Genomic DNA, 26,676 nt, shown 5'->3' on the forward strand with positions numbered 1-26,676 from the left:
CCTCCAGGTCGACGGGCGCGGCGGGCGGCCCGGCGACCGACGCGGCCGCGTCGGCGACGCCCGGCCCCGCCGCGTCCGCGGCCGCCGCGCCGCTGCCCGCGTCGGCGGAGGACCCGCCGGAGGAGGACTCGGCACCGCCTCCCGTGCAGGCGGTCCCGCCCAGCAGCAGCACGGCGCCCAGGGCCACGGCCGCGGGCCACCGCCGCGCGCGGCGAGCCTCGCCGGGGGCGGTGGTGGGGGGACGTCGGGGAACCGTCGCAACGGGCATCGCTACCTCCGTGGGAGCCGCGGTCACGCCGACCGGTCGGGCCGTTGGACGCCGCCCGCCCCGCCCTGGTTCCCCACCACGGGGGGACGTCAGTCGGTCAGGACCCGCAGGGAGTCGAGGCGCTCCTGCGGCGTGGCCCCCATCGGCAGCACGCTCAGCGTGGTGACGCCCGCGGCCGCGTAGTCGGCCATCCGCGCGCGCACCTCGGCGGCCGAGCCGACGAGGCACGTCGCGTCGAGGAACCCGCGGGGCACGGCGGCGGCCGCCTCGCGCTGCCGGCGGGCGAGGTACAGGTCCTGCACGTGCTGCGCCTCGGCGTCGAACCCGAGGCGCCCCGCGAGCCGCGCGTAGAAGTTCTGCTCGCGGCTGCCCATGCCGCCGAGGTACAGCGCGGCGTACGCGCGCACGCCCGCCTCGGCCTGCAGCCGCTGCTCCCCCGTCGCGTCGGTGAGCAGGAACGGCACGGTCGGCACGACGTCGAACTCCGGCGCGCCCTCGCGCGGGGTCCGCCGCTCGCGCCCCTCGCGCAGCTGCGCGAGCTGGTCGCCGGCGTGCTCGGGGGAGAAGAACACCGGCAGCCAGCCGTCGGCGATCTCCCCCGCGAGCGCGGTGTTCCTCGGCCCCACCGCGGCGAGGTAGATCGGCAGGTCGGGCCGGGAGGCGGGCAGCATGAGCCGCAGCGGCACGCCCGGTCCGTCGGGCAGCGGCAGCTGCAGGTGGGACCCCTTGTACTGCAACGGCTTGCGGGCCAGGGCCAGGCGGACCACGTCGACGTACTCGCGCGTGCGAACCAGGGGCTCACCGAAGCGCTGCCCGTGCCAGCCCTCGGCCACCTGCGGGCCGGACACGCCCAGCCCCAACCGGAACCGGCCGCGGCTGAGGCCGTCGAGGGTCGCGGCGGTCATCGCGGTGGCGGCGGCGCTGCGGCCGGGCACCTGCATGACGGCCGCGCCCAGGCCGATCCGCGTCGTCTGCGCCGCGAGCCAGCCCAGCACGGACGGCGCGTCGGAGCCGTAGGCCTCGGCCACCCAGGCGCTGTCGAACCCGAGCTCCTCCGCCCGCAGCGTCAGGGCGAGGGCGTCGCCGGCGGCGCCGGCCACCGTGCCGTCGCCGCCCGTCAGGTATCCGATGCTCAGCCCGAGGCGCACGCCGTCACCGTAGCCCGTGGGCGGGGCGCGCCCCCGGGGCGCCGTCAGGCCGGGAGCAGCGCCCGCACCACCGTGTCGGCGAGCAGCCGGCCGCGGCGCGTCAGGACCAGGCGCGTCGACGCGGGGACGCCGTGGCGCTCGACGAGCCCGTCGGCGACGAGACCCGGCACCCGCGCCCGCGCCCCGGCGTCCAGGCCCGCGACGTCGAGGCCCTCCGCCAGCCGGGAGCGCAGCAGCACGTCCTCGACGTGGCGGTCGGCGTCGCTCAGCCGCTCGCGCGCGTGCGCGGGGCTCACGCCCGCGGCCAGGCGCCCCGCGTAGGCGCTGGGGTGCTTGACGTTCCACCACCGCACGCCGCCGACGTGGCTGTGCGCCCCGGGGCCGATCCCCCACCAGTCGCCGCCGCGCCAGTAGGCGAGGTTGTGCCGGCAGGCGGCGTCGGGCGTCCGCGCCCAGTTGCTCACCTCGTACCAGGAGTACCCGGCGGCGGTGAGGACGTCGTCGACGAGCTCGTACTTGGCGGCCTCGTCGTCGTCGTCGGGCGCGGGGACCTCCCCGCGGCGCACCTGCCCGGCCAGCCGGGTGCCCTGCTCCACGACGAGCGCGTAGGCCGAGACGTGGTCGGGCTCGCACGCGGTCGCGGCGTCGAGGCTCGTGCGCAGGTCCTCCAGCGACTCCCCCGGGGTGCCGTAGATGAGGTCGAGGCTCACGGCGAGGCCGGCCTCGCGCGCCCACCGGACGGCCGACGGCACGCGCTCGGGGTCGTGGGTGCGGTCGAGCACCGCGAGCACGTGCGGGACGGCGGACTGCATGCCGAACGAGACGCGCGTGAACCCGGCGGCCCGCAGCGCCTGCAGGCTCTGCGGCGTGACGCTGTCGGGGTTCGCCTCCGTCGTCACCTCCGCGTCCGGGGCGAGCCCGAAGGTGTCCCGCACCGCGGTGAGCAGCGTCGCGAGGTCGCCGACGGGCAGCAGCGTCGGGGTCCCGCCCCCGAAGAACACCGTCTGCGCCGGGCGCGCCGCGTCGCCCAGCACCCGGCCCGCGAGCGCCAGCTCGGCCACGGCCGTGGCGGCGTAGGCCGCCTGCGACCCGCCGCCGCCCAGCTCGGTGGCCGTGTAGGTGTTGAAGTCGCAGTAGCCGCAGCGCACGGCGCAGAACGGGACGTGCACGTAGACGCCGAACGACCGCTGCGCCGCCCCGGCCAGGGCGGCGGCCGGCAGGGCGCCGTCGGCGGGGACGGGCTCGCCGTCGGGGAGGGTGCTCGGCACGCCTCCAGTGTCCCCCACTCCGCGACCCGCCCTCGACGGGTACCCCTAGGGGGTAGGGGTTGCGGATGGAACCCCCAGGGGGTATCACTGAGGCATGGAGCAGGCAGTGGTCGGCTACGCCGGCGAGAAGGACGCGGTCCTGAAGAGGCTGCGTCGCGTGGAGGGGCAGGTCCGCGGCCTGCAGCGCATGGTCGAGGAGGACGCCTACTGCATCGACGTGCTCACGCAGGTGTCGGCCGCGACCAAGGCCCTGCAGGCCGTCGCGCTGTCGCTGCTGGAGGACCACCTCTCGCACTGCGTCGCGCACGCGGCGGCCGAGGGCGGAGACGTGGCCGACGCGAAGATCCGCGAGGCCAGCGCGGCGATCGCCCGGCTGGTGCGCTCGTGAGCACCGCGCGCTGGGCCGTCAGCGGCATGACGTGCGAGCACTGCGTCCGCGCGGTGACCGAGGAGCTCTCGGCCCTGCCCGGGGTCCGCGACGTCGCGGTCGCCCTGGTGCCCGGCGGCTCGTCCACCGTGACCGTGACGTCGGACGCGCCGCTCGCGGCCGACGCCGTCCGCGAGGCGGTCGACGAGGCCGGCTACGCGCTCGACGAGGCGGGGGGCGGTCGCTGATGGCGACCACCGGCCCCGCCCGCACCGACGTCGCCGGGGACGGCGCCCGGACGGTCGAGCTGACCATCGGCGGGATGACCTGCGCGTCGTGCGCCGCGCGCGTGGAGAAGAAGCTGAACCGGATGCCGGGCGTGCGCGCGGCCGTGAACTACGCGACCGCCAGCGCCCGCGTGGACCTGCCCGCGGGGACCGACGTGGCCGACGCGGTGTCCGTCGTGGAGGCCACGGGGTACACCGCCGCGCTCCCCGCTCCCCCTGCACCGCAGCCGGAGGAGCCCGCCCCCGACGACGCCGCCGCCGCCTCGCTGCGCCACCGCCTCGCCGTCTCCACGGCGCTGGGGCTGCCCGTGCTGCTGCTCGCGATGGTGCCGCCGCTGCAGTTCCCGAACTGGCAGTGGCTCTCGCTCACGCTCGCGGCGCCCGTCGTCGTCTGGGGCGGCTGGCCGTTCCACCGCGCGGCCTGGACGAACCTGCGCCACGGCGCCGCGACCATGGACACCCTCGTCAGCCTCGGCGTGCTCGCGGCGTTCGCGAGCTCGCTGGCGGCCCTCTTCCTCGGCGACGCCGGGATGCCCGGCATGCGGATGCGGTTCGAGCTGCTGCCCGGGCGGGGCGAGGCGGGGAACCACCTCTACCTCGAGGTCGCCGCGGTCGTCACGGTCCTCGTGCTGGCCGGGCGCCACCTCGAGGCCCGGGCCCGGCGCAGCTCCGGCGCGGCGCTGCGCGCCCTGCTCGCGCTGGGCGCCCGGGACGTCGGCGTGCTGCGCGACGGCGTCGAGCACCGCGTCGCCGTTCCCGACCTGCGGGTCGGCGAGGAGTTCCTCGTGCGCCCCGGGGAGACGATCGCCACCGACGGGGTGGTCCTCGACGGCGCGAGCGCCGTCGACGTCAGCGTGCTGACGGGCGAGGGCGTCCCGGTGGAGGTGGGTCCCGGTGACGCCGTCGCGGGGGCCACCGTCAACGCCGGCGGCCTGCTGCGCGTGCGGGCCACGCGCGTGGGCGCCGACACCCAGCTGGCGCGCATCGGCCGCCTCGTCACCGAGGCCCAGTCGGGCAAGGCGGAGGTGCAGCGCCTCGCGGACCGCGTCTCGGGCGTGTTCGTCCCGGTCGTGCTGGTGCTGGCCGTCGCCACGGCCGTGGGCTGGTGGCTGGCCGGCGCCGGGGCCGGGACCGCCCTGACGACCGCGGTGGCCGTGCTCGTCATCGCCTGCCCGTGCGCGCTCGGCCTCGCCACCCCCACGGCCCTGCTCGTCGGGACCGGTCGCGGCGCCCAGCTCGGCATCCTCGTCAAGGGCCCCGAGGTGCTCGAGTCCACGCGCCGCGCCGACACCGTCGTGCTCGACAAGACCGGCACCGTGACGACCGGCCGGATGGGCCTGGTCGCGGTCACGCCCGCCCCGGGCGGCACCGAGGAGGAGCTGCTGCGCCTGGCGGGGGCGCTCGAGACGGCCTCGGAGCACCCCGTCGGGCGCGCGGTCGCGGCCGCGGCGGCCGCGCGGCTGGGCGAGCTGCCGGCCGTCGCGGACGTCACCGCGAGCGCCGGCCTGGGCATCCGGGGCGTCGTGCAGGGCCGGACCGTGCTCGCCGGGCGGGCCGCCTGGGTGGCCGAGCACGGGGGCGCCCCGCTGCCCGCGGGACCCCTCGCCGACGCGCTCGCGGCGGCCGAGGCCGCGGGCCGCACCACGGTCGTCGTCGCGGCCGACGGCCGGCCGCTGGGCGTGCTCGCCGTCGCGGACACCGTGCGCCCCACGAGCGCGGCGGCCGTCGCCGACCTGCGCCGGCTGGGGCTGCGGCCCGTCCTGCTGACGGGCGACAACCGGCGCACGGCCGAGACGGTCGCGCGCGCGGTCGGCATCGACCCCGACGTCGACGAGGTCGTCGCCGAGGTGCTCCCGGCCGGGAAGGTCGAGGTCGTGCGGCGGCTGCAGGCCGAGGGCCGGGTCGTGGCGATGGTCGGCGACGGCGTCAACGACGCCGCGGCCCTGGTCCAGGCGGACCTGGGCATCGCGCTGGGCAGCGGCACCGACGTCGCCATCGAGGCGAGCGACCTGACCCTGGTGCGGGCCGACCTCACCGCGGCCGTGGACGCCGTCCGGCTGGCCCGGCGGACGCTGCGGACGATCCGCGGCAACCTGTTCTGGGCGTTCGCCTACAACGTGGCCGCGCTGCCGCTCGCGGCGGCCGGGCTGCTCAACCCGCTCCTCGCGGCGGCGGCGATGGCCTTCTCGTCGGTCTTCGTGGTGACGAACAGCCTGCGGCTGCGGCGGTTCACCGCCACGTCCGGCGCAGCGCCGCGCTGATCTCCGGTGGCCGCGGGGCCTCCGGGAGGGCAGTCTGTCGGGCCGGACGGACGACCCTGAGCAGGCGGGTCCCGGCGCAGCGAGGAGGACTCCCATGGCGGGAGGACAGGCACGGTCGTCGGCCGAGCGGGGCGCGCGGCAGGGCGTCGCCTTCGCTCAGCGCCACGAGTCCACCCTGCGCCGCGTGGGGCGCGCGGGCGTCGCGGCGGAGGGCGTCGTGTACCTGCTGGTGGCCTGGCTCGCTGCGCAGGTGGCCCTCGGCGGGGGCGGCGGCAGCGCCGACTCCACGGGGGCCCTCGCGCAGGTGCGCGACACCGCGATCGGCCCGGTGCTGCTGTGGGTCCTGGCGCTCGGCTTCCTCGCCATGGCGGGGTGGCAGGTGCTGGAGGCGGTCACGGGCGACAAGACGTCGCACCGCGTCAGCGCGGCCGCGAAGGCCGTGGTCGCCCTGGTCCTGCTCGTCTCGTGCGTGCGCTTCGCCGCGGGCGGCGGCGGGTCGGCCGGGCAGAACCAGCAGACCCTGACGCAGCGGGTCCTCGAGGCGCCCGGTGGCGCGGTGCTCGTCGTGCTCGCGGGGCTGGTCGTCGTGGGCGTGGGCGTCGCCACCGTCGTGCGCGGCCTGCAGCGCTCGTTCGAGGACAAGGTCGAGGGCACGCTGAGCCGGGGCCTGAGCGCGCTGGGTGTCGCCGGCTGGGTCGCCCGCGGCGTGGCGTTCGCGGTCCTCGGGGTGCTCGTCGTCGTGTCCTCGCAGGGCGACACGGCGAAGTCGCGCGGGCTCGACGCCGCGTTCCGGGAGATCGCCGCGCAGCCGTTCGGGACGGTCCTGCTCGTGCTCGTCGCCCTCGGCCTCGCGGCCTACGGCGTCTTCCAGGTCGTCACGGCCCGGCGCCGCCGCCGCGCCTGACGTCGGCCACCGGGTCGTGTGACGCGGATCACCACGCCGGCGGCACATCTCCGGCGGTCGCGGTGACGAAGTGAGGGTGTCCTCATGCGGACGACCCCGCCGGGCGGTCCCGTCCTGCACACTGGAACCGCCGGGGGCGTCCGGTCCACCTGGTCAGCTAGGAGTCAGCCGAGCGTGTCCCTCAAGATCATCACGCCGCAGGACATCCGCGACCACGTCCTGCGCCTGGGCGAGAAGCACCCGCCGCTGCGGCTGGACGACGTCGACCGCACGGTGGTGGACCCGCGTCGCGTCCGCACGGAGTTCGGCCACGTCATCGACTACCTCGCGCGCGTCGAGCTCGAGGTCGACCGCAACGTCCTCGAGCTGCTCACCCTGCTGCCCGACGTCTCCGAGACCGACCGGCTGTTCTACGCCGACGTGTGGCAGCCGCAGGAGATCCAGCACGGGCTGATCCTCGACCGGCTGCAGCAGGACATCGACATCGCGCCGGCCGACCCCGACACCGAGTCGGTGAACCCCCGCATCCGCGTCCTCGGAGCCCTCGCCCACCTCAAGCCCGTCCACGAGGTCGCCCGGCTGCTCTACTACCTGACCGGGGCGGCGACCGAGAAGTCGGCCGTCGTGGCCTACAACCTGCTCGTCGACGGCCTGTCCGGCATCGGCGAGGAGGCCATCGCGCGGACCGTCGTCACGCCGATCCGCCGCCAGGAACCGGGCCACTTCGCGTTCTACCGGCTGTCCGCGACGCAGATGCTGCAGGAGAACGTCCTGCAGCCGTGGCAGCTGCGGCTGGCCAAGGTCCTGCGGCGCAAGTCCTTCAGCCTGGTCGGGGCGCACACCCCGGAACACCGCGCGCAGTTCGGCGGGGTCCTGACGACCCTGGGCCTCGCCGACAAGGTGGAGGACTTCGCGGCGCAGATCAGCCTCGTGGAGCGCGAGCTGCTGTGGGCGCAGGAGCAGGGCATGCGGGTCCCCGGCTACATCCTCGCCGCGCTCAAGGACGCCATCGAGCAGTTCCGCACCCACGGCGCCGACCTGCTGCTCGGCCCCCGGCCCACCGCCCTCTGACCGGCCCCCCGGGCCGCGGGCGACGGCGAGCGGCGCGGCGCTAGTCTGCCGCGGTGCCCCTGACCGACCTGCCGCTCGAGGACCTGCTGACCTACCGGGGCGAGGTGGCCGAGCCGGCCGACTTCGACGAGTTCTGGGTGGACAGCCTGGAGCAGGCCCGCGCCCACGACATCGACGTCGCCCGCACCCCGGTGACCGGCCACGGGCTGGCGCGGCTCGAGGTCGAGGACGTCCGCTTCTCCGGGTGGGGCGGCCAGCGCATCGCGGCGTGGCTCGTGCGCCCGCGCGGTGAGCAGGGGCCGCTGCCGATCGTCGTGCACGTGCAGGGCTACTCCCAGGGCCGCGGGGTGCCCGTGCAGCACACCCAGTGGGCCGCCGCCGGGTTCGCCCACCTGGTCGTCGACAGCCGCGGGCAGGGGCACGACACGCCCGACGCGGGCAGCCCCGAGACCACGGGCTCCTACGTCGGCGGGGTCATGACCAAGGGCATCGAGGACCCGCGCCACCACTACTTCCGGCGCGCGATGGTCGACTGCGCCCGCGCCGTGGACGCCGCCCACGCCCTCGACGGCGTCGACGGCCGCCGGGTCGTCGTGGCCGGCGGCAGCCAGGGCGGCGGGTTCACGCTCGCGGCCGCGGGGCTGTGCGGTGACGCGGTCGCGGCCGCGCTGCCCGACGTCCCGTTCCTGTGCCACTACCGCCGCGGGGCCGAGACGGCCTCCGCGGGCCCGTACCTCGAGGTCGTGGAGTACCTGCGCCGGCACACCCGGACCTCGGTCGAGCAGGCGTTCCGGACGCTCGCCTACGTGGACGCCGCCAACCTCGCGGTCCGCGCGACGGCGCCCGCGCTGTTCAGCGTCGCCCTGATGGACCCGGTGTGCCCGCCGTCGACCGTCTTCGCCGCCTACGCCCGCTACGGCGAGGCCGTGCAGGCCGTGGGGCGCGAGGTCGACAAGGAGATCGCCGTGTGGCCCTTCGGCGACCACGCCGGCGGCGGCGCGGACCAGTTCGCCCGCCAGCTGCAGTGGCTGGGGGCGCGCGGGTTCCTGCCCGGGTCGTGAGCGGGCCGGAACCCGACGGGCCCGGCACCGGCCTCGCCGAGGCGGACCCCTGGGCGCTGTCCCTCGTCGTCCGGGTCGAGCGGGACCCCGTCCCGACGCACACCGACGTCCTCGTCGCCGCGGCGCGCGCAGTCGTGCTCCTGCTCGCCGACGACCGCGTGCGCGACCCCGAGGGCCCGCTGCACGCGGCCGTCGAGCGCTGGCGCACCGGGCACATCCGCAAGATCACCCGGCGGGCGCGCGGCGCCCGCTTCGAGCGGACCGCCGCGCTGCCGCACGTGGAGGCCGCCGCCGGCGACGCCGTGGTGCGGGTCTTCGCCCCGCACCCGCGCGACGACGTACCGGTGCTCCTGCGGACCCTGCAGGTGGGCGGCCTCGCGCTCGACGACCCCGGTCCGGCCGCCGTGCCCCCCGCCCGGCCCGACCTGCTCACGGTGCGGCTCTCCCCCGGCGTGGCCATGACGACCGGCAAGGCGGCCGCGCAGGCCGGTCACGCCGCCCAGCTCGCGTGGGAGCAGCTGCCGGCGGCGGCGACGACCCGCTGGCACGCCGCGGGCCTGGGGGTGCGGGTGCTCACGGGCGCTCCCGTCCTGGACCCGCGCGACCGCGTCGACGTGCACGACGGCGGCTTCACGGAGGTCGCGCCCGGCACGCTGACCGCCAGCGCGGGTTTCGAGCCGGGCTGACGTCCGCCCCGGTTTTTGCATGGCCATGCACGGACATGCATACTCTCCCCATGTCCAAGGTGCTGACCTCCCTGCCCGTCGGCGAGCGCGTCGGCATCGCCTTCTCCGGTGGCCTCGACACGTCGGTGGCCGTCGCGTGGATGCGCGACAAGGGCGCGGTGCCGTGCACGTACACCGCGGACATCGGCCAGCACGACGAGCCGGACATCGCCTCCGTGCCCGGTCGCGCGCACGCCTACGGCGCCGAGGTCGCGCGCCTCGTCGACTGCCGCACCGCGCTCGTGGAGGAGGGCCTGGCCGCGCTGACGTGCGGCGCGTTCCACATCCGCTCCGGCGGCCGCGCGTACTTCAACACCACGCCGCTGGGCCGCGCCGTCACCGGGACGCTGCTGGTGCGCGCCATGCTCGAGGACGACGTGCAGATCTGGGGCGACGGCTCCACCTACAAGGGCAACGACATCGAGCGGTTCTACCGCTACGGCCTGCTGGCCAACCCCTCGCTGCGCATCTACAAGCCGTGGCTGGACGCCGACTTCGTCACCGAGCTCGGCGGGCGCAAGGAGATGTCGGAGTGGCTGCTGGCCCACGACCTGCCCTACCGCGACTCCACCGAGAAGGCGTACTCCACCGACGCCAACATCTGGGGCGCCACCCACGAGGCGAAGGCGCTGGAGCACCTCGACGCCAGCGTCGAGCTCGTGCAGCCGATCATGGGCGTGCGCTTCTGGGACCCCGAGGTCGAGATCGCCCCCGAGGACGTCACCATCGGCTTCGAGCAGGGCCGGCCGGTGAGCATCGACGGGCACACCTTCGCCAGCGCCGTCGACCTCGTGCTGGCGGCCAACGCCGTCGGCGGCCGCCACGGCCTCGGCATGTCCGACCAGATCGAGAACCGCATCATCGAGGCCAAGAGCCGCGGCATCTACGAGGCCCCCGGGATGGCGCTGCTGCACGCCGCCTACGAGCGCCTGGTCAACGCCATCCACAACGAGGACACCGTCGCGAGCTACCACGAGCAGGGCCGACGGCTCGGGCGGCTGATGTACGAGGGGCGCTGGCTGGACCCGCAGGCGCTGATGCTCCGGGAGTCGCTGCAGCGCTGGGTCGGCACCGCCGTCACGGGCGAGGTGACGCTGCGGCTGCGCCGCGGCGAGGACTACTCGGTGCTGAACACCACCGGCCCCGCGTTCAGCTACCACCCGGACAAGCTGTCGATGGAGCGCACCCAGGACTCCGCCTTCGGCCCGATCGACCGCATCGGGCAGCTGACCATGCGCAACCTCGACATCGCCGACTCCCGCGCCAAGCTGGAGCAGTACGCCGAGCTCGGCCTCGTCGGCGGGTCGCAGCCGCGCCCGGTCGGCGCCGCCCAGGCCGCGTCCACCGGGCTCATCGGCGCGATGCCCGAGGGCGGCGCGGACCTCATCGCCTCGCGCGGGACGGTCTCCGACGCCGACGCCCTGCTGGACCGCGCGGCCATGGAGTCCGGCACCGACTGACGGCGCAGCCGGCCCGCGCAGCGGGCTCCGTCCCGGGGTGACGAGCCGGGGGACGCGGCGCCGGTCGCCCGCCCGGGAGCGACCGGCGCCTTCCCGCTCTACGCCCGGCTGCTCGGGGGCAGCGTGAGCCCGTGACCGGCGGGGAACAACGAGGCCCGGGTGTCCAGCGGCCGGTCCACGGGCGAGCTGCGGACGGCGTCCATGGAGACCGGCAGGGCGAACGGCAGGCGCCCGGCGGGCGGGACACGGCCGCTCAGCGCGTTCACGAGCGCCTGGTCGCCGACGCCGAACGTGCCGGTGAGCACCGTCGCGAACGGCAGCAGCGGGGTGAGCACCGCCGGGCGGTCGAGGCGGACGTCGAGCAGGAGCGGGAGACGCTCGGCCAGCCTCGCCAGCCGGTGCACGAGCCCGGGCGGGAAGTCGAGGCTGCCGGCGTGGAACCACCGTTCGAGGAACAGGTCGTCGCGGGGGTCCCAGGGCGCGTGCAGCCGGACGACGGCGAAGTCCGCGGCCTCCGGGTCGGGCGTGGGCACGCCGTACAGCGCCGCCGACTCGGCGGAGACCCCCTCGGTGTAGACCCGTCGGCCGGGGTCCAGCGGCAGCAGGTGCCCGGCCCCGTCGCCGAGGTGCAGCAGCGTGACCGACCGGGACTGCGCGCGCAGACCCGCTTCCAGGAAGCCGGGGCGGCCCACGACGTCGGCCGCGGCCTCCTCGTCGACGAACGGGTCGTCGAAGAGACCGAGCCGGAACTTCACCAGCAGCAACCGCCGGACGGACTCGTCGAGCCGTTCCTCGCTGAGGAGACCGTCCTCGACCAGGGTCAGCAGCAGCTCGGTGCACTCCTCACCGCCGAACTGGTCGACCCCGGCGCCGAGGATCTTCGCCATCCGCTCGCCGGGCGTCAGGTGCTCGACGCCCCAGGCCCGGGCGGGCAGCACCTGATCACCGACGTGGTTGTCGTTGACGAGCTCCCAGTCGCTGAGCACCACCCCGTCGAAGCCGAGCCGGCCGCGCAGCAGGCCCGTGATGATCTGCCGGTTGTAGCCGAACCCGACCTCCTCGACGGCCTCTCCGTCGATCTCGAGACCGACCGGCATGCCGTAGTACGGCATGACGGCGCTCGTGCCGGCCGCCACGGCCGCCCGGAAGGGCAGCAGGTGCTCCTCGAGGTTCTGCGTCGGGTAGTCCTGCTCCCGGCCGTACGGGAAGTGCGGGTCCTCACCGCCGCGCTGAGGTCCACCGCCCGGGAAGTGCTTCGTCGTCGCCGCCACGCTGGTCGGGCCGAGCTCGGCACCCTGCAGGCCGCGCAGGTAGGCGGTGACCAGCTCCGAGGCCAGCGTCCCGTCCTGGCCGAAGGTCCCCATCTGCCGTGGCCACCGGGGTTCGGTGGCGAGGTCCACGGTCGGGTGGAGCGCGGCGCGCAGGCCGACCGCGCGGTACTCGCGACGGACGACGTCGGCGAACTCCTCGACCGCCGCGGCGTCACCGGTCGCCGCCAGCCCCAGCGGTTCGGGCCACTGCGAGAAGTGCCCGGCCGCGAAGGACACGCCGGAGTTCTCCACGAACGCGTGCCGGGGATCGGTGGACACGGTGACGGGGATGCCGTGCGGGGTCGTCGCCGCCAGCTCCTGCAGGGCGTTGTTCCAGCGGGCCGCCTCGCGGGGGGTCCCGAGCCGGTGGACGTTGAAGTGGTTCAGGAACTTCGCGCGGACGACCGTGGAGGTCGGCGACTTGCTGATCATGCCGGGGGTCTCGAGGAGCGTGCCGTCGGGCCCGCTCTCGATGACCGTGTGGAAGAGCAGACCCGCCTTCTCGGGCAGGCTCAACCTCGCGACGAGGTCCTCGACGCGCTGGGCCGCCGGCAGCCGCGGGTCCTCGTACGGCTCCATCGTCCCGTTGTGGTTGAGGTCCCGGAACGGCGTGCCGTCCGGCGCGTGCAGGACCGCGCTCGAGACTGCGCGGGTCAGGTCGGTCGTCATCGTTCTCCTCCGGTGCGCCGTTCGCCGGCGGTGGGCGCCGTCCTGGTGGCGGGTGTCCGCTGACTGTAAGCGCGTACAGCGTCACGCGGCAAGAACGTGAGCTCACCGCGGTCCACCGCCGGCAGGAACCGCCCGCCCTGGTCGACGGAGACCGTGCTGGTGCCCGCGGGGGACGCAGCGACGCACCGGCCAGACCTGCCACCGCTGAGGAGCGGGTCGCTGCGGTCGGGTTCGCAGCGGTGGGCACCGGGGTCGAGGGCCGGGGAACGTCGGATGGATCCACTGCCCCGACCTCCTTGTCGCCCGTGCTTGTATGCGCTTACAGTACCCGACGAGGCGCTGGCCCGGCAGGGGCGCGCAGACCGGTGCTACCCGGATGGAGGGGACGAGGATGTTCCAGAGGAAGCTGACGGCGGCCGTCGCGGTCGTCGCTGCGAGCGTGGCGCTGGCGGGGTGCGGGCGGAGCGGTGCGGACGGCGCCGCGCCGCAGGCGGCGGAGACCATCAGCAGCGGCAAGGCCACGGGGACGGTGACCATCTGGGCCCAGGGCAACGAGGCGACCCAGCTGCCCAAGGTGCTCGAGGGTTTCAAGCAGGAGAACCCCGACGTCACGATCAACGTCACGGAACTGCCCTGGCAGTCCGCCCAGGACAAGTACCGCACGTCCATCGCCTCGGGGGACACGCCCGACATCGGCATGATCGGCAGCACCTGGACGCCGGCCTTCGCCAGCGCCCTGGCGCCGGTCCCCGCCGCGATCGACATGAGCGGCATGTTCGAGGGAGCGGTCGACAACGTGACCGTGAACGGCGCGAAGGTGGCCGTCCCCCTCTACCTCGACACCCGCGTCGTCTACTACCGCAAGGACCTCGCCGAGAAGGCCGGGATCACCACCCCGCCGACGGACTTCGCCGGTTTCAAGGCGATGGCCAAGGCCATGCAGACCGAGGCCGGCGCGAAGTGGGGCATCGTGCTGCCGAACGGTGGCCCGAACACCTTCGAGGCCGTGGCCCTGCCCGCGATCTGGTCCAACGGGGGCGACATCATCGACGGCGACGACACCCGGTGGACCTTCGACTCCCCCGAGGTCGTCGAGGCGCTGGACTACGTCAAGAGCTTCTACGACGAGGGCATCGCGGACAGGAACCCCAACCCGGACCTGACGGCGATCGGCCCCGCGTTCATCAGCGGTGAGACGCCGATGTTCGTCTCGGGGCCGTTCACGAACTTCATCCTGGCCCAGAGCGGTGGGCCGGACTTCGCGAGCAAGGTCGGCGTCTTCCCCGTCCCCACCGGGCAGGGCGGCGCGTCCACCACGCTCCTGGGCGGTGCGCAGATGGGCGTGTTCCAGAAGGCCGAAAACAAGGACGCGGCCTGGAAGGTGCTGCAGTACCTGTCGAAGCCGGAGAACCAGGTCGCCTTCTACGAGGCCACGACCGACCTCCCCGCCGTCCAGTCCGCCTACGAGGACCCGGCCCTGGCCGGTGACCAGACCCTGTCGACGTTCGAGGAGACCCTCCAGACCGCCAAGGGCACGCCGAACGTCCCGACCTGGATCCAGGTCTCCGCGGCCGCCGACCAGGCGCTGGAGCGGGTGGCCAAGGCCGGCCAGTCCCCGGAGGACGCGATGGCGGAGCTGCAGGCCACCGCCGAGGGCATCGGCACCGAGGACTGACGTGGCCACCACCACGAAGGCTCCGCACGCGGTGCCGGCTGACCACCTCACGGTGAGCCGACGCCGCCGGCGGCACCAGACGTTCGTCGCGTGGGGCTTCGCCGCCCCCTTCATGGCCCTCTTCGTCGTCTTCCTCGTGGTGCCGGTCGTGTCGTCGCTGGCCATGTCGTTCACCGACTTCCGCTCCAGCGACGTGCAGACCCCTCTGGCGGTGTCCTTCGTCGGGCTCGAGCAGTACACGGCCCTGTTCGCCGACCCGTTGTTCCGCCGGTCCCTGCTCAACACGGCGCTGTACGTGGTCCTCGGCATCCCGCTGACCATGGCCGTCGCGCTCACCCTGGCGATCGCCCTGAACAACGGGATCGGCCGCTTCCGCACCGTGTTCCGGGTCGGCTTCTACACCCCGGTCGTGACGAGCATCGTCGCCATCTCGGTCGTGTGGCGGTTCATCCTCACCGACGACGGTCTGCTCAACGCAGCCCTCGGCCTCGTCGGGATCAACGGCCCCGACTGGCTGAACGACACGACGACGGCCTTGCCGGCGCTCATCGTGATGTCCGTCTGGCGGAACATGGGCACCCTCATGATCATCTTCCTGGCGGGGTTGCAGAACGTCCCCCGTGAGGTGCTCGAAGCCGGCGAGGTCGACGGGGCGGGGGCCTGGCGCCGCCTGGTGAGCATCACCCTGCCCACGCTGCGACCCACCCTGCTGCTGGGTTCGGTGCTCCTGTCGGTCGGCTTCCTGCAGTTCTTCGAGGAGGCCTACGTGATGACCGGCGGAGGTCCGCTGAACTCGACGCTGTCGATCTCCTACTTCATCTTCAACCAGTTCTCGTTCGGCCGGTACGGCTACGCCGCAGCGGCGAGCTACGTGCTCTTCCTGGCCATCGCGTTGCTCAGCCTGCTCCAGTTCCGCGTCCTGCGCACGCAGGACTGAGAGGTGCACCCGTGACGTCGCAGACCCGACCCCCCGTCACCCCCGTCCGGGCGTCCGGCACCGCTGCCGACCGGACCAGCGGAGTCCGCCGGCACTCCCCCACCGGGCGGGCGGTGACGTACGTCCTGCTCGTCGTCGCCCTCCTGGTGACGCTGCTGCCCTTCGCGTGGATGGTGCTGGGTTCCTTCAAGACCCAGGCCGAGCTGACCGCCGACCCGAACGGCTTCCTGCCCGACGCCCCCACGTTCGCGAACTACCGGCAGTGGCTGGTGGACCTGGACATCGGCCGCTTCTTCGGCAACACCCTGCTGGTGGCGGTGGTCACCGTGGCCGGCAACCTCGTGTTCTGCTCGATGGTGGGCTACGCCCTGGCGAAGATGGAGTTCGCGGGCAAGCGGGTGCTCCTCGCCCTCGTGCTCGGCATGCTCATGATCCCCAGCACGGTCACCTTCATCCCGCTGTTCGTGACGGTCAGCCGGCTGGGTCTGGTCAACAGCTACGGTGGGCTCATCCTGCCCTTCCTCGCCAACGCCATCGGCGTCTTCCTGATGCGGCAGTTCATGAGCGACATCCCGGACTCCCTCATCGAGGCGGCACGCATCGACGGCGCCGGCGAGTTCCGCATCTTCTCGCGCATCGTCCTGCCGCTGTGCGGTCCCGCCCTCGCGACCCTGGCGATCCTGACGTTCCTGTTCTCGTGGAACAACTTCCTGTGGCCGCTCGTCGTGGCGCAGAACGAGGACAGGTTCACCCTCCCCGTGGCCATCTCGCTGTACTCCACGGGGCAGAACGCCTCCAACTACGGTCTCCTGCTGGCCGGGGCCGTCCTCGTCGTGACCCCGATCGTCCTGCTCTTCCTCGCCCTGCAGCGGTACTTCATCCAGGGCATCGCCTCCACCGGCATCAAGTAGAGCCGTCGTCGCACCCGTCGCCCCGGTGGGTCGCGGCTGCGAGCTCGCCGTGCGCGACGCCTCCGCCGCCGACGGCGCGGTCCCGCGGGTCAGCCGCGGCACCCGCAGCTCTCGCGCAGGACGACCTGCACGGGAAGCCGCCGGTGCACCGGAGTCCGCTCGTCCAGCCCGACCTGGTCGACGAGGATGCGCACCGCCACCCTGCCCAGCGCGTCCATCGGCTGGCGCACCGTGGTCAGCCGGGGGCGAGCCACCCTCCCGGCGGCGATGCCGTCGAAACCCGTGACGGCGACGTCCCCGGGAACGTCGATCCCGGCCGCCTGCAGGGCGTCGACGACTCCGAGGGCGTTCTGGTCGGTGCCGCAGACCACAGCCCGCGGCAGCGCTGCACCACGCTGGACGACCTCGGCCAGCATCTCCCGGGCGTCCGCGCGCCCCCAGGGACGCAACTGCGGCGCGGCCGGGGCGGCCAGACCCGCCGCACGCAGCGCCTGGCGGTAGCCGGAGAACCGCTTGCGGGTGTCGCTGGCCAGGATCTCCCCCACGAACCACAGGTCGTCGAACCCGTGAGCCCCGACGAGGTGCTCGACGAGGGTGCGGGTACCGCCGGCGTTGTCCACCGTCACGCTGCTGACGGCCGACCCCTTCGGCGGCACGTCGCTCACGAGCACCACCGGGAGCCGGGACACGAGCTGGTCCAGACGCTCCTGCGACACGGCCTGCGGGAGCACCACGAGTCCGTCCACCCGGCCCGCGACCGCGTCGACCATCACCTCGCTGAGCTCGATGGCGTTCCAGCCCAGGAACAACGGGAAACCCCGGATCGTGCACTCGAGCTCGACCCCGCGGAACACCTCGTCCGCGAACAACGGGTAGAGCCGGGGGTGGTCGTCGTCGTCGCGGACCACCACGACGCGACCGCCGCCCTCCAGGGGAGGCAGCAGGAACTCGTCGTCCTCGTGCCGGCCGAAGGAGACCATGCCCAGGGCGCCGGTCCTCCGTTCCGCCAGCCCTCGGGCGCTCCCGCTGGGCAGGTACCCGAGTTCCAGGACCGCGGAGCGCACGGCTTCCCGGGTCTTCACCGCGACCTTGTCCGGCTGCCGGAAGTAGCGCGACACGGTCGCGGTGGACACGCCCGCGAGCGTCGCCACGTCGTAGACCGTCGGCGCAGCGGCCATCGTCGTCGTCCTCCTCGAGGCGGTTCGTGCCGGAATCCTAACCGCCGGGAACGGGCCGGACGACGTGCCCGGGCGTGCCCGCCGGTCGCCGCGAGGGCGCGACCTGTTCCGGGACACCGGCACGGCGCCACCGCCGCGACGACGAGGGCGACGACGTCGAGCGGTCCTGCCGCGGCGGGCTGCCGGCCGACCCCTCGCCGCGCAGCGACGAGCCGGGCTGGACGCCGACGTCGTCACCGGGCTCGGCGAGCCCACGGTCGCGGAGGCAGGGGCCCGAACCACCACCAGGGGCCGGGCGGCCCCGCCGGGTCCGTGCCGTCCGGCTGTCGCGGGGACTACTGTGACCGCAGGCGGGGCAGGTCCGCCTCCGGGTCCGCGGGAAGGGCTGAGCCCCCCTGCATGGGACGAGCCGCACCCTCCGACTCCCCTCCCCTCGCTCCCGCACCGCGGACCGCGGGAGGACGAGAGGAGGTCGCTGTGGCGACCACGCCCCCGTCCCCGGCCGCCGGGGACGCACCCTCCGGACCCGTGCCCACCTGGCTGCGGACGGCTCACCCCCTGCCGGCCCGGCCGGACCTCGGGCAGCTGCGCCGGCAGGTGCGCGAGCTGCAGCGCGGCGTGCGCGCGGGCCACCCGGCGGCACTCGCGCTCGCCGGGCTGAGCACCGCGGACGCCGGCTTCCGCCTCAGCGCGGCGTCACGGGCCCTGGCCCGCCACCACGGGTTCGCGAGCTGGCCGCGGCTGCGCCGCCACGTGGAGGCCCTCACGGCCCGGTCGTGGACCTACGCCGCACCGAGCGACAGCGAGACGCTCCCGGAGCGGTTCCTGCGCCTCGCGTGCCTGACGTGGACCTCGCACGACCACCCCGCCTCCCTCCGGGCGGCACAGGACCTCCTGGCGGCGGACCCGGCGCTGCCGTCCGCGGGCGCCGCCGTCGCGGCCGTGGCCGGGGACGTCGACGCCCTGCGGGCGCACCTGCTGCGCGACCGGGGAGCCGCGACGCGGACCACCGGTCCGCACGGCTGGTCGCCGCTGCTGCACCTGGCCTCCTCCCGCCTCGAGGTGCCGCGCGATCGGTGCCTGGCCGTGGCCCGCCTGCTGCTCGACGCGGGCGCCGACCCGGACGACGGGCGGTTCTTCGAGGGGCTGCCCACGCCGTTCACGGTGCTCGCGTGCGTCGTCGGCCGGGGTGAGGGCGACCAGCCGCCGCACCCGCACGCGGACCCCCTGCTCCGGCTCCTGCTGGAGCGCGGGGCCGACCCCGACGACGGCCAGGCGCTCTACGACCTGATGTTCACCGAGGACGACGCCGCCCTCGAGCTGCTGCTCGCGGCCGGGCTCGGGCGAGGCGACGGTGGCCCGTGGCGCCGGCGACTGCCCGAGACCACCCCCGCCCCCGCCGTGCAGCTGCGCGGCCTGCTCGAGTGGGCGGTGCTGCACGACCAACGCGCCCGCGTGGAGCTGCTGGCCGCCCACGGCGTCGACCTGGCGGCGCCCCTGCCGGGCGGCGCCACCCCCGTCGCGCTCGCGCTCGGCAGCGGTCACCCGGCGCTGGCCGCCCGGCTGCGGGAGCTGGGCGCACCCGACCCGCGGCTGAACGCCGTCGAGGCGTTCGTCGCCGCGGCGCTCGCGGGCGACGGGGAGGCCGTGCGGGCCGCGCCCGCCACCGTGGTGGCGGCGGCCCGCGCGGCACGGCCCTCGCTGGTCGTCTGGGCCGCCGGGACCGGCCGGGCGGGCGCCGTCGAGCTGCTCGTGGCCGCGGGCTGGGACGTCGACGCCCTGGGTCGCAGCGACCTGCCTCGTGAGCAGCCCTGGCAGACGGCGCTGCACACGGCGGTGGAGCGCGACGACGAGGGTCTGGTGCGGCGCCTGCTGGCGCTCGGCGCCGACCCCGGCGTGCGCGACCGCCGCTTCGGCGCGACGCCCCCGGAGTGGGCCGGGCACCTGGGCCGGGCGTCGCTCGCCGGGCTGTTCGGGGAGGGGCCCGGCGGGCCGTTGCGCCCCGGCCCCGGCGGGGGCTAGAACCGGGCGGGTGGCCCTGCACTGGAAGCTCGTCGTCGACTGCACCGACGCCCCCGCCCTCGCGGACTTCTGGGCGGCGGCCCTGGAGTACGAGCTGGAGGACCCGACCCCGCTCGTCGAGCAGCTCCTCGCGGCGGGGCACGTCCAGCCGGACGCCGTCGTCGAGCACGCCGGCCGCCGGCTGTTCCGCGGCTACGCCGGCCTGCGGCACCCCGACGACCCGCTCGACCCGGTGAGCGGCATCGGCCACGGCCGGCGGCTGCTCCTGCAGGAGGTGCCCGAGGCGAAGGCGGCCAAGAACCGCCTGCACGTCGACCTGCACGCCGGGCCCGACGGCCTCGACGCGCTCCTCGCCCGCCTCGACGCGCTGGGGGCGACGCGGGTCCGGGAGGTCGACCAGGGGCCCGCCGGGCACTGGTGGGTGTTCACCGACCCCGAGGGCAACGAGTTCTGCGCCGCCCCCTGAGCCGGCTCCTCACCCGTCCTGCGTCACTCGTTGTCGCCGCCCGTGGCGGTGCTCCCCGCGCCCTGGTCGGTGTACGTCGGGCCCGCGCTGCCCGTGGCCGTCTCCCCCGCGTCGGGCCAGACCCAGTCGCGCACCTCGGGGACGTCCTCGCCGTGGGTGCGCGTGTGCTCGCGCGCCGCGAGGCGTGCGTCGGCCATGCGCTGCCGCAGCCCGGCGGCGCGCGACTGCAGGTGCGGGACCCGGTCGACGACGTCCATGACCAGGCGGTAGCGGTCCAGGTCGTTGAGCATCACCATGTCGAACGGCGTCGTGGTCGTGCCCTCCTCCTTGTACCCGCGCACGTGGATGTTCGCGTGCCCCGTGCGGCGGTAGGTGAGGCGGTGGATGAGCCACGGGTAGCCGTGGTAGGCGAAGACGACCGGCTTCGTCGTCGTGAACAGCGAGTCGAAGTCGCGGTCGGACAGCCCGTGCGGGTGCTCGCGCTCGTCCTGCAACCGCATGAGGTCGACGACGTTGACGAACCGCACGCGCAGGTCGGGCAGTTCGCGGCGCAGGATGTCCGAGGCCGCGAGCGCCTCCAGCGTCGGGGCGTCGCCCGCGCACGCGAGCACGACGTCCGGGTCCTCCCCCAGCACCTCGCGCCCCGCCCACTCCCACACGCCGAGGCCCCGCGTGCAGTGCGCGACGGCCTCCGGCATCGACAGCAGGTTCGGCGTGAGCTGCTTGCCCGACACGACGACGTTGACGTAGTCGCGGCTGCGCAGGCAGTGGTCGTAGGTGGACAGCAGCGTGTTCGCGTCCGGCGGCAGGTACACGCGGACGATCTCGGCCTTCTTGTTCATCACGTGGTCGATGAACCCCGGGTCCTGGTGGCTGAACCCGTTGTGGTCCTGGCGCCACACGTGGCTGGACAGCAGGTAGTTCAGCGACGCGACCGGCCGGCGCCACGGGATCCGGCGGGTCACCTGCAACCACTTCGCGTGCTGGTTGAACATCGAGTCGACGATGTGGATGAACGCCTCGTAGCAGTTGAACAGCCCGTGCCGCCCCGTGAGGAGGTACCCCTCGAGCCAGCCCTGGCACTGGTGCTCCGACAGCACCTCCATGACGCGGCCGGCGCGCGCGAGGTGCTCGTCCACGGCGTCGCTGCGCCGCTCGGCGTTCCACTGCTTGTCCGTCGCGTCGTACACGGCCTGCAGCCGGTTCGAGGCCGTCTCGTCGGGGCCGAAGATGCGGAAGTTGTCCGGGTTCCGGCGCACCACCTCGGTCAGCCACTGCCCCAGCACCCGGGTCGGTTCGCTCGCCGAACCGGCGGGATGGGGCACGTCGACGGCGAACTCCCGGAAGTCCGGCAACCGCAGGTCCCGCAGCAGGAGTCCGCCGTTGGTGTGCGGGTTGTCGCTCATCCGCAGCATGCCGGACGGGGCGAGCTCCGCCACGTCCGCGCGCAGCGCGCCGGCGTCGTCGAACAGCTCCCCGGCCCGGTAGGAGCGCATCCACTCCTCGAGGACCTGCAGGTGCTCGTCGGTGTCGCGCGCGCTGGCCAGCGGGACCTGGTGGGCGCGCCAGGAGTCCTCGACCTGCTTGCCGTCGATCACGGCGGGGCACGTCCAGCCCTTCGGGGTGCGGAACACGATCATCGGCCACGCGGGGCGGCTGTCGTCGCCCGCCGCGGCGCGCGCCTTGATGTCGGCGATCTCGTCGAGGACGGTGTCGAGCAGCTCCGCGAAGCGGCGGTGCACGGCCGCGTGGTCCTCGCCGTCGAAACCCCCCGTGAACAGGTGCGGGTGGTGGCCGTAGCCGCGCAGGAGGGAGACCAGCTCCTCCTCGGGGATGCGCGCCAGCACCGTCGGGTTGGCGATCTTGTACCCGTTGAGGTGCAGGATCGGCAGCACCACCCCGTCGTTGACGGGGTTGACGAACTTGTTCGAGTGCCAGCTCGTGGCCAGCGGGCCGGTCTCCGCCTCGCCGTCGCCGACGACCGCCGCCACCAGCAGGTCGGGGTTGTCGAACGCCGCCCCGTAGGCGTGGGACAGGGCGTAGCCGAGCTCACCGCCCTCGTGGATCGACCCGGGGGTCTCCGGGGCCACGTGGCTGGGGATGCCGCCGGGGAAGGAGAACTGCCGGAACAGCCGGCGCATCCCCTCCGCGTCGGGCGTGACGTCGGAGTAGACCTCGGAGTAGGTGCCGTCGAGGTAGGCGTTGGCGACCAGGCCGGGACCGCCGTGGCCCGGGCCCGTGACGTACATCGTCGACTGGCCGCGCTCGACGATGGCCCGGTTGAGGTGGGCGTAGAGGAAGTTCAGCCCGGGCGTCGTGCCCCAGTGGCCCAGCAGCCGCGGCTTCACGTGGTCGCGGTGCAGCGGCGTGCGCAGCAGAGGGTTGTCCAGGAGGTAGATCTGCCCCACCGACAGGTAGTTCGCGGCGCGCCACCAGGCGTCGACCCGGGCGAGGGTGTCCTCCGTCAGGGTCTCGTCCGGACGCCGGGCCCAGGCGGCGACGGGGGCGGCACTGCCGGTCATCTCGATGGTCATGTCTGTCCTTCGGCTCGCGCGTGCGGCCGGTCACGTGCTCTCGCGACCGGCGCCCGGGGACGTTCGCGGGGCAGCAGACCACGTCCGGGGCGCTCGCGCACCCCGTCGCGCCCCGGCGGTCCGACCCACCCGCGCGGCCCGCACCGCCGGAGGCCGGTCAGCGGGGCGGCGGCGCCGGCAGCCGGACCAGCACGGGCGAGGACAGGTGGTGGACGACGTGGGCGTGGTGGACGACGTGGTGGTGCACGACGTGGTGCACCACGTGCCCGCTGACCTCGAGCCGGCCACCGCCCGCGGAGGCGGCCCCCGGGGCGAGCGCCCGCCGGGCGACCTCGACCGCCAGCCGGGCCGCGAGCGTCACCGCCACCGTCGAGGCGCTGACGACCACGGGGTTGCGCGCCAGCTCCGGCAGGCTGCTGCGCAACGCCCCCGCGCGCCGGCGCCACGGCTGCAGCGCCGTGCGCCCCAGCGGCGTGGGCACCAGCGCCTCGCCGTCGTGCGGGCCGTCGTCCACCCGGTCCTCGCCCTGGTGTGGGCCCTCGCCCTGGTGGGGGCCCTCGTGCTCGTGCGGTCCGGCCGGAACGTCTCGCGCGTCGTCCATGCGCCGATGGTGCCCCTCCCGGGGCGCCCGGTCCACCGGCGGCGCGGGGGCTACTTCTTCTGCTTGTCCGTCTGCCCGCCGGCGGCGTCGGAGGACAGCGCGGCGATGAACGCCTCCTGCGGGACCTCGACCCGGCCCACCATCTTCATCCGCTTCTTGCCCTCCTTCTGCTTCTCCAGCAGCTTGCGCTTGCGGGTGATGTCCCCGCCGTAGCACTTCGCGAGGACGTCCTTGCGGATGGCGCGGACGTTCTCGCGCGCGATGATCCGGGCGCCGATGGCGGCCTGGATCGGCACCTCGAACTGCTGCCGCGGGATGAGGTCCTTGAGCTTGCCGGCCATCATGACGCCGTAGGCGTAGGCCTTGTCGCGGTGCACGATCGCCGAGAACGCGTCGACCTGCTCGCCCTGCAGCAGCACGTCGACCTTCACGAGGTCCCCCGCCTGCTCGCCGTCCACGTCGTAGTCCAGCGAGGCGTACCCGCGGGTGCGCGACTTCAGCTGGTCGAAGAAGTCGAAGACGATCTCCGCGAGCGGCAGCCGGTAGCGCATCTCGACGCGGTCCTCGGACAGGTAGTCCATGCCCTGCAGCTCACCGCGGCGCTGCTGGCACAGCTCCATGATGGCGCCGATGAACTCCGCGGGGGCCAGCAGCGTGGCCCGCACGATCGGCTCGCGGACCTCGGACACCTTGCCCTCGGGGTACTCCGACGGGTTCGTGACCGTGATGACCTTGCGGTCCTCCATCGTCACCTCGTACACGACGCTCGGCGCCGTGGAGATGAGGTCGAGGTTGAACTCGCGCTCGAGCCGCTCGCGGACGATCTCCAGGTGCAGGAGGCCGAGGAAGCCGATGCGGAACCCGAACCCCAGCGCGGCCGACGTCTCCGGCTCGTAGACCAGGGCGGCGTCGTTGAGCTTGAGCTTGTCGAGGGCGTCGCGCAGCAGCGGGTAGTCCGAGCCGTCGATCGGGTAGAGCCCGGAGAACACCATGGGCTTCGGGTCGCGGTACCCGCCCAGCGCGACGGTCGACGGCTTGTGCGCGTTGGTGACGGTGTCGCCGACCTTGGACTGGCGCACGTCCTTGACGCCCGTGATCAGGTAGCCGACCTCGCCGACCCCGAGGCCCTTGGACGGCGTGGGCTCGGGCGAGCTGACCCCGATCTCCAGGAGCTCGTGCGTCGCCTTGGTCGACATCATCGCGATGCGCTCGCGGGGGCTCAGGTGGCCGTCGATGACGCGGACGTAGGTCACGACGCCGCGGTAGGTGTCGTAGACGGAGTCGAAGATCATGGCCCGCGCGGGCGCGTCCGGGTCGCCCACCGGGGCGGGGATCTGCCGGACGATCTCGTCCAGCAGCGGCTCGACGCCGACGCCGGTCTTGCCCGAGACGCGCAGGCAGTCGTCGGGCTCGCAGCCGATGAGCTTGGCGAGCTCCTCCGCGAACTTCTCCGGCTGCGCGGCCGGCAGGTCGATCTTGTTGAGCACCGGGATGATCGTGAGCTCGTTCTCCATGGCGAGGTACAGGTTCGCCAGGGTCTGGGCCTCGATCCCCTGCGCGGCGTCGACCAGCAGCACGGCGCCCTCGCAGGCCGCCAGCGAGCGGGACACCTCGTAGGTGAAGTCCACGTGGCCGGGGGTGTCGATCATGTTCAGCGCGTAGTCGGTGCCGTCCAGGCCCCACGGCATGCGCACGGCCTGCGACTTGATCGTGATGCCGCGCTCGCGCTCGATGTCCATGCGGTCCAGGTACTGAGCCCGCATGGCGCGCGGGTCGACGACCCCCGTGAGCTGCAGCATCCGGTCGGCCAGCGTCGACTTGCCGTGGTCGATGTGGGCGATGATGCAGAAGTTGCGCAGGATCTCCGGCGGCGTCGAGGCGGGGGCCGGGGCGCCGGCAGCCATCGGGGACACGGGTGACGTGGACCTCTCGTCGAGCTCGGTGTGGGCCCCCATCGTCGCACGCCCACCCGCGCCCGCTGCCGCCGTCGGGTGCCGCGGCGGGCGGCGCGGGGCCGGCCCGGGGCCCGCCCGTCAGGCGGGCGGCGCGGGCACGGTGCCCACGACCCCGTCGGCGCCGGCGGCCCCGCGGGCGAGCGTGAGCGTCGTGGACCGTCCGGGGAGGTAGGGCAGGAAGACGACGCGGCCGCCCCAGCTGCGCACCAGGGGCGCCTCGAGCAGCTCCGCACCGCCGTAGTCACCGCCCTTGGCCCACACGTCGGGCCGCAGCGCGTCCAGCGCCGCCCGCGGGTCGTCCTCGTCGAAGACGACGACGGCGTCGACGCAGTCCAGCGCGGCCAGCACCCGGGCGCGGTCGACCTGGTCGTTGACGGGCCGGCCGGGGCCCTTCAGCCGGCGGACGGAGGCGTCGGAGTTCAGCAGCACCACGAGGGCGTCGCCGAGCCGGCGCGCCGCCTCCAGGCAGGCCACGTGGCCCGCGTGCAGGACGTCGAAGCAGCCCCCGGTGCTCACGACGGTCCCCCCGCCGGCCCGGACCCGCGCCACGACGTCGGCCGCGCCGGCGGTCGCGACGTCCCGGCCGGTGGCGACGACGGGCGCGTGCTGAGCGGCACGCCACCCAGCAGCCCCGCCGGCCCGCACCCACGCCGAGGCGTCGCCGACCGCGTCGAGGACGGCCTCGGAGGGCAGCCCGCCGGCGGCCAGCGCGAGCGCCGCGGAGGCCGCGAACCGGTCGCCCGCCCCGCACGGGTCCCCCACCGCGACGGCCGGCGCGGGCGCGAACAGGGCCTCGGTGCCGGGCGCGGCGAGCCACGCCCCCTGCGCCCCCGTCGTCACGACGACGCCCCGCACGCCCCACGCGGTGGCGAGGTGCTCGGCCAGGCCGTCGGGCGTGCCCGGCGCGGCGGGGCCGGCCGCGGCGCTCGCCTCGGCCAGGTTGGGGGTGACGAGCGCGCACCCCGGCACGGGGGCCCCGCCGCGCGGGTGCGGGTCCCACAGCACGGGGACCCGGAGCGCGGCCCGCGTCAGCGCGTCGCGGACCGCGGGGTGGTGCGTGGTGCCGGCGCCGTAGTCGCTGACCAGGACGACGTCCGCGGTGGCCAGCACGGCCGCCAGGGCACCCGCGTCGACGTCCGTCGGCGTGCCCGGGCCGCCGTCGTCCAGGCGGACGAGGGACTGCCCCGCCACCCGGACGCGCGTCTTGGTGCGGGTGCCGCCCTCGTGGCCCAGGCCGACGACGGTCACCGGGTGCAGCGCGTGCTCCAGGCCGGCGCGCAGGCGCCGGCCCGCGTCGTCGTCGGCCAGCGGCGTCACCAGCGTGGTCTCGGCGCCCGCACCGCTCCCGCCACCGGCGGCGACCAGCAGGGCGGTGAGGCCGGCTCCGCCGGGGCTCTCCTGGACCTCCGTGAGGTCGACGACCGGCACGGGGGCGTCCGGGGCCAGGCGCTGGCTGCGCCCGAGGAGGTCCCGGTCCAGCACGCTGTCGCCGACCACGACCACGCGGTGCGCGCCCGGGCGGCGCGGCGGTGCGGGCGGGACGGGCGGCGCGACGGGGCCGGGAGCGGCAGTGGTGGCGCGGTCCGCGGTGGAGGCGG

Annotated in this window: 21 protein-coding genes and 1 pseudogene; 13 read left to right on the forward strand and 9 right to left on the reverse strand. The window is 74.9% G+C overall.

The window, feature by feature from the left end; genetic code table 11:
* From GTR02_RS05875 to hemW, 3 genes and pseudogenes are all read right to left on the reverse strand, one after another.
* A pseudogene (locus GTR02_RS05875) lies at positions 1-268 on the reverse strand (hypothetical protein); the annotation flags it as partial.
* 89 nt (positions 269-357) lie between these two features.
* Complete coding sequence (locus GTR02_RS05880; RefSeq protein ID WP_166606546.1) at positions 358-1,416, reverse strand: LLM class F420-dependent oxidoreductase; 1,059 nt, start codon at positions 1,414-1,416, stop codon at positions 358-360.
* A gap of 44 nt (positions 1,417-1,460) precedes the next feature.
* Positions 1,461-2,684: a radical SAM family heme chaperone HemW gene (gene hemW / locus GTR02_RS05885; protein ID WP_166606547.1), complete on the reverse strand. Its 1,224-nt coding sequence runs from the start codon at positions 2,682-2,684 to the stop codon at positions 1,461-1,463.
* A gap of 94 nt (positions 2,685-2,778) precedes the next feature.
* Here hemW and GTR02_RS05890 point away from each other — a divergent pair, with 94 nt between their 5' ends.
* The 8 genes from GTR02_RS05890 to argG all read left to right on the forward strand — a co-directional run bounded on the left by GTR02_RS05890 (position 2,779) and on the right by argG (position 10,820).
* Positions 2,779-3,072: a metal-sensitive transcriptional regulator gene (locus GTR02_RS05890; RefSeq protein WP_205708720.1), complete on the forward strand. Its 294-nt coding sequence runs from the start codon at positions 2,779-2,781 to the stop codon at positions 3,070-3,072.
* Between the two features lie 26 nt (positions 3,073-3,098).
* Complete coding sequence (locus GTR02_RS05895; RefSeq protein ID WP_205708726.1) at positions 3,099-3,299, forward strand: heavy-metal-associated domain-containing protein; 201 nt, start codon at positions 3,099-3,101, stop codon at positions 3,297-3,299.
* Positions 3,299-5,599, forward strand: a complete 2,301-nt coding sequence (locus GTR02_RS05900; protein WP_166606549.1) for a heavy metal translocating P-type ATPase — start codon at positions 3,299-3,301, stop codon at positions 5,597-5,599. The genes GTR02_RS05895 and GTR02_RS05900 overlap by 1 nt, the downstream gene beginning before the upstream one ends.
* A 94-nt stretch (positions 5,600-5,693) precedes the next feature.
* Positions 5,694-6,503 carry a DUF1206 domain-containing protein gene (locus GTR02_RS05905; protein WP_166606550.1) on the forward strand — a complete coding sequence of 270 codons (810 nt, stop codon included), beginning with the start codon at positions 5,694-5,696 and terminating at the stop codon, positions 6,501-6,503.
* A 174-nt stretch (positions 6,504-6,677) separates the two neighbouring features.
* Positions 6,678-7,574 (forward strand): GTP-binding protein LepA, encoded by an 897-nt coding sequence (locus GTR02_RS05910; RefSeq protein WP_166606551.1) that lies wholly within the window; start codon positions 6,678-6,680, stop codon positions 7,572-7,574.
* 53 nt (positions 7,575-7,627) lie between these two features.
* Positions 7,628-8,635, forward strand: coding sequence for an acetylxylan esterase (locus tag GTR02_RS05915; RefSeq protein ID WP_166606552.1), 1,008 nt, complete (start codon positions 7,628-7,630; stop codon positions 8,633-8,635).
* Positions 8,632-9,321, forward strand: a complete 690-nt coding sequence (locus GTR02_RS05920) for a hypothetical protein (RefSeq protein WP_166606553.1) — start codon at positions 8,632-8,634, stop codon at positions 9,319-9,321. The genes GTR02_RS05915 and GTR02_RS05920 overlap by 4 nt, the downstream gene beginning before the upstream one ends.
* Positions 9,322-9,371: 50 nt before the next feature.
* The gene (gene argG / locus GTR02_RS05925) at positions 9,372-10,820 is read left to right on the forward strand and encodes an argininosuccinate synthase (protein ID WP_166606554.1); all 1,449 of its coding nucleotides are present in this window, start codon (positions 9,372-9,374) and stop codon (positions 10,818-10,820) included.
* 98 nt (positions 10,821-10,918) lie between these two features.
* Here argG and GTR02_RS05930 read toward each other — a convergent pair whose 3' ends face one another.
* Positions 10,919-12,799: a glycoside hydrolase family 3 protein gene (locus tag GTR02_RS05930; RefSeq protein WP_166606555.1), complete on the reverse strand. Its 1,881-nt coding sequence runs from the start codon at positions 12,797-12,799 to the stop codon at positions 10,919-10,921.
* A gap of 391 nt (positions 12,800-13,190) precedes the next feature.
* Here GTR02_RS05930 and GTR02_RS05935 point away from each other — a divergent pair, with 391 nt between their 5' ends.
* Genes GTR02_RS05935 through GTR02_RS24205 form a run of 3 tightly spaced genes read left to right on the forward strand, consistent with a single transcriptional unit; the run spans position 13,191 to position 16,322 of the window.
* Positions 13,191-14,474, forward strand: coding sequence for an extracellular solute-binding protein (locus GTR02_RS05935; protein ID WP_166606556.1), 1,284 nt, complete (start codon positions 13,191-13,193; stop codon positions 14,472-14,474).
* A 1-nt stretch (position 14,475) separates the two neighbouring features.
* Positions 14,476-15,411, forward strand: coding sequence for an ABC transporter permease subunit (locus GTR02_RS05940; protein ID WP_205708721.1), 936 nt, complete (start codon positions 14,476-14,478; stop codon positions 15,409-15,411).
* An 11-nt stretch (positions 15,412-15,422) separates the two neighbouring features.
* Positions 15,423-16,322 (forward strand): ABC transporter permease subunit, encoded by a 900-nt coding sequence (locus GTR02_RS24205; RefSeq protein WP_205708722.1) that lies wholly within the window; start codon positions 15,423-15,425, stop codon positions 16,320-16,322.
* Positions 16,323-16,411: 89 nt separating this feature from the next.
* Here GTR02_RS24205 and GTR02_RS23695 read toward each other — a convergent pair whose 3' ends face one another.
* Positions 16,412-17,500, reverse strand: coding sequence for a LacI family DNA-binding transcriptional regulator (locus GTR02_RS23695; protein ID WP_166606557.1), 1,089 nt, complete (start codon positions 17,498-17,500; stop codon positions 16,412-16,414).
* 528 nt (positions 17,501-18,028) lie between these two features.
* Between GTR02_RS23695 and GTR02_RS05955 the strand changes: the two genes are divergently transcribed.
* Entirely contained in the window at positions 18,029-19,522 is a 1,494-nt protein-coding gene (locus tag GTR02_RS05955; protein ID WP_166606558.1) for an ankyrin repeat domain-containing protein, read from the forward strand.
* Positions 19,523-19,532: 10 nt separating this feature from the next.
* Complete coding sequence (locus tag GTR02_RS05960) at positions 19,533-19,988, forward strand: VOC family protein (RefSeq protein ID WP_166606559.1); 456 nt, start codon at positions 19,533-19,535, stop codon at positions 19,986-19,988.
* A gap of 23 nt (positions 19,989-20,011) precedes the next feature.
* Here the strand turns inward: GTR02_RS05960 and GTR02_RS05965 are convergent, their stop codons facing one another.
* From GTR02_RS05965 to GTR02_RS05980, 4 genes are all read right to left on the reverse strand, one after another.
* On the reverse strand, positions 20,012-22,510 hold the full coding sequence (locus tag GTR02_RS05965) for a phosphoketolase family protein (protein ID WP_166606565.1): 2,499 nt from the start codon (positions 22,508-22,510) through the stop codon (positions 20,012-20,014).
* Between the two features lie 169 nt (positions 22,511-22,679).
* Positions 22,680-23,123, reverse strand: a complete 444-nt coding sequence (locus tag GTR02_RS05970; protein WP_166606560.1) for a hypothetical protein — start codon at positions 23,121-23,123, stop codon at positions 22,680-22,682.
* Positions 23,124-23,173: 50 nt separating this feature from the next.
* Entirely contained in the window at positions 23,174-25,027 is a 1,854-nt protein-coding gene (gene lepA, locus GTR02_RS05975) for a translation elongation factor 4 (RefSeq protein ID WP_205708729.1), read from the reverse strand.
* A 129-nt stretch (positions 25,028-25,156) separates the two neighbouring features.
* The coding region (locus tag GTR02_RS05980) for a PfkB family carbohydrate kinase (RefSeq protein WP_205708723.1) at positions 25,157-26,676 on the reverse strand (1,520 nt) is incomplete at its 5' end.

This window comes from Kineococcus siccus (assembly GCF_009906795.1).
GTDB classification, from domain to species: domain Bacteria; phylum Actinomycetota; class Actinomycetes; order Actinomycetales; family Kineococcaceae; genus Kineococcus; species Kineococcus siccus.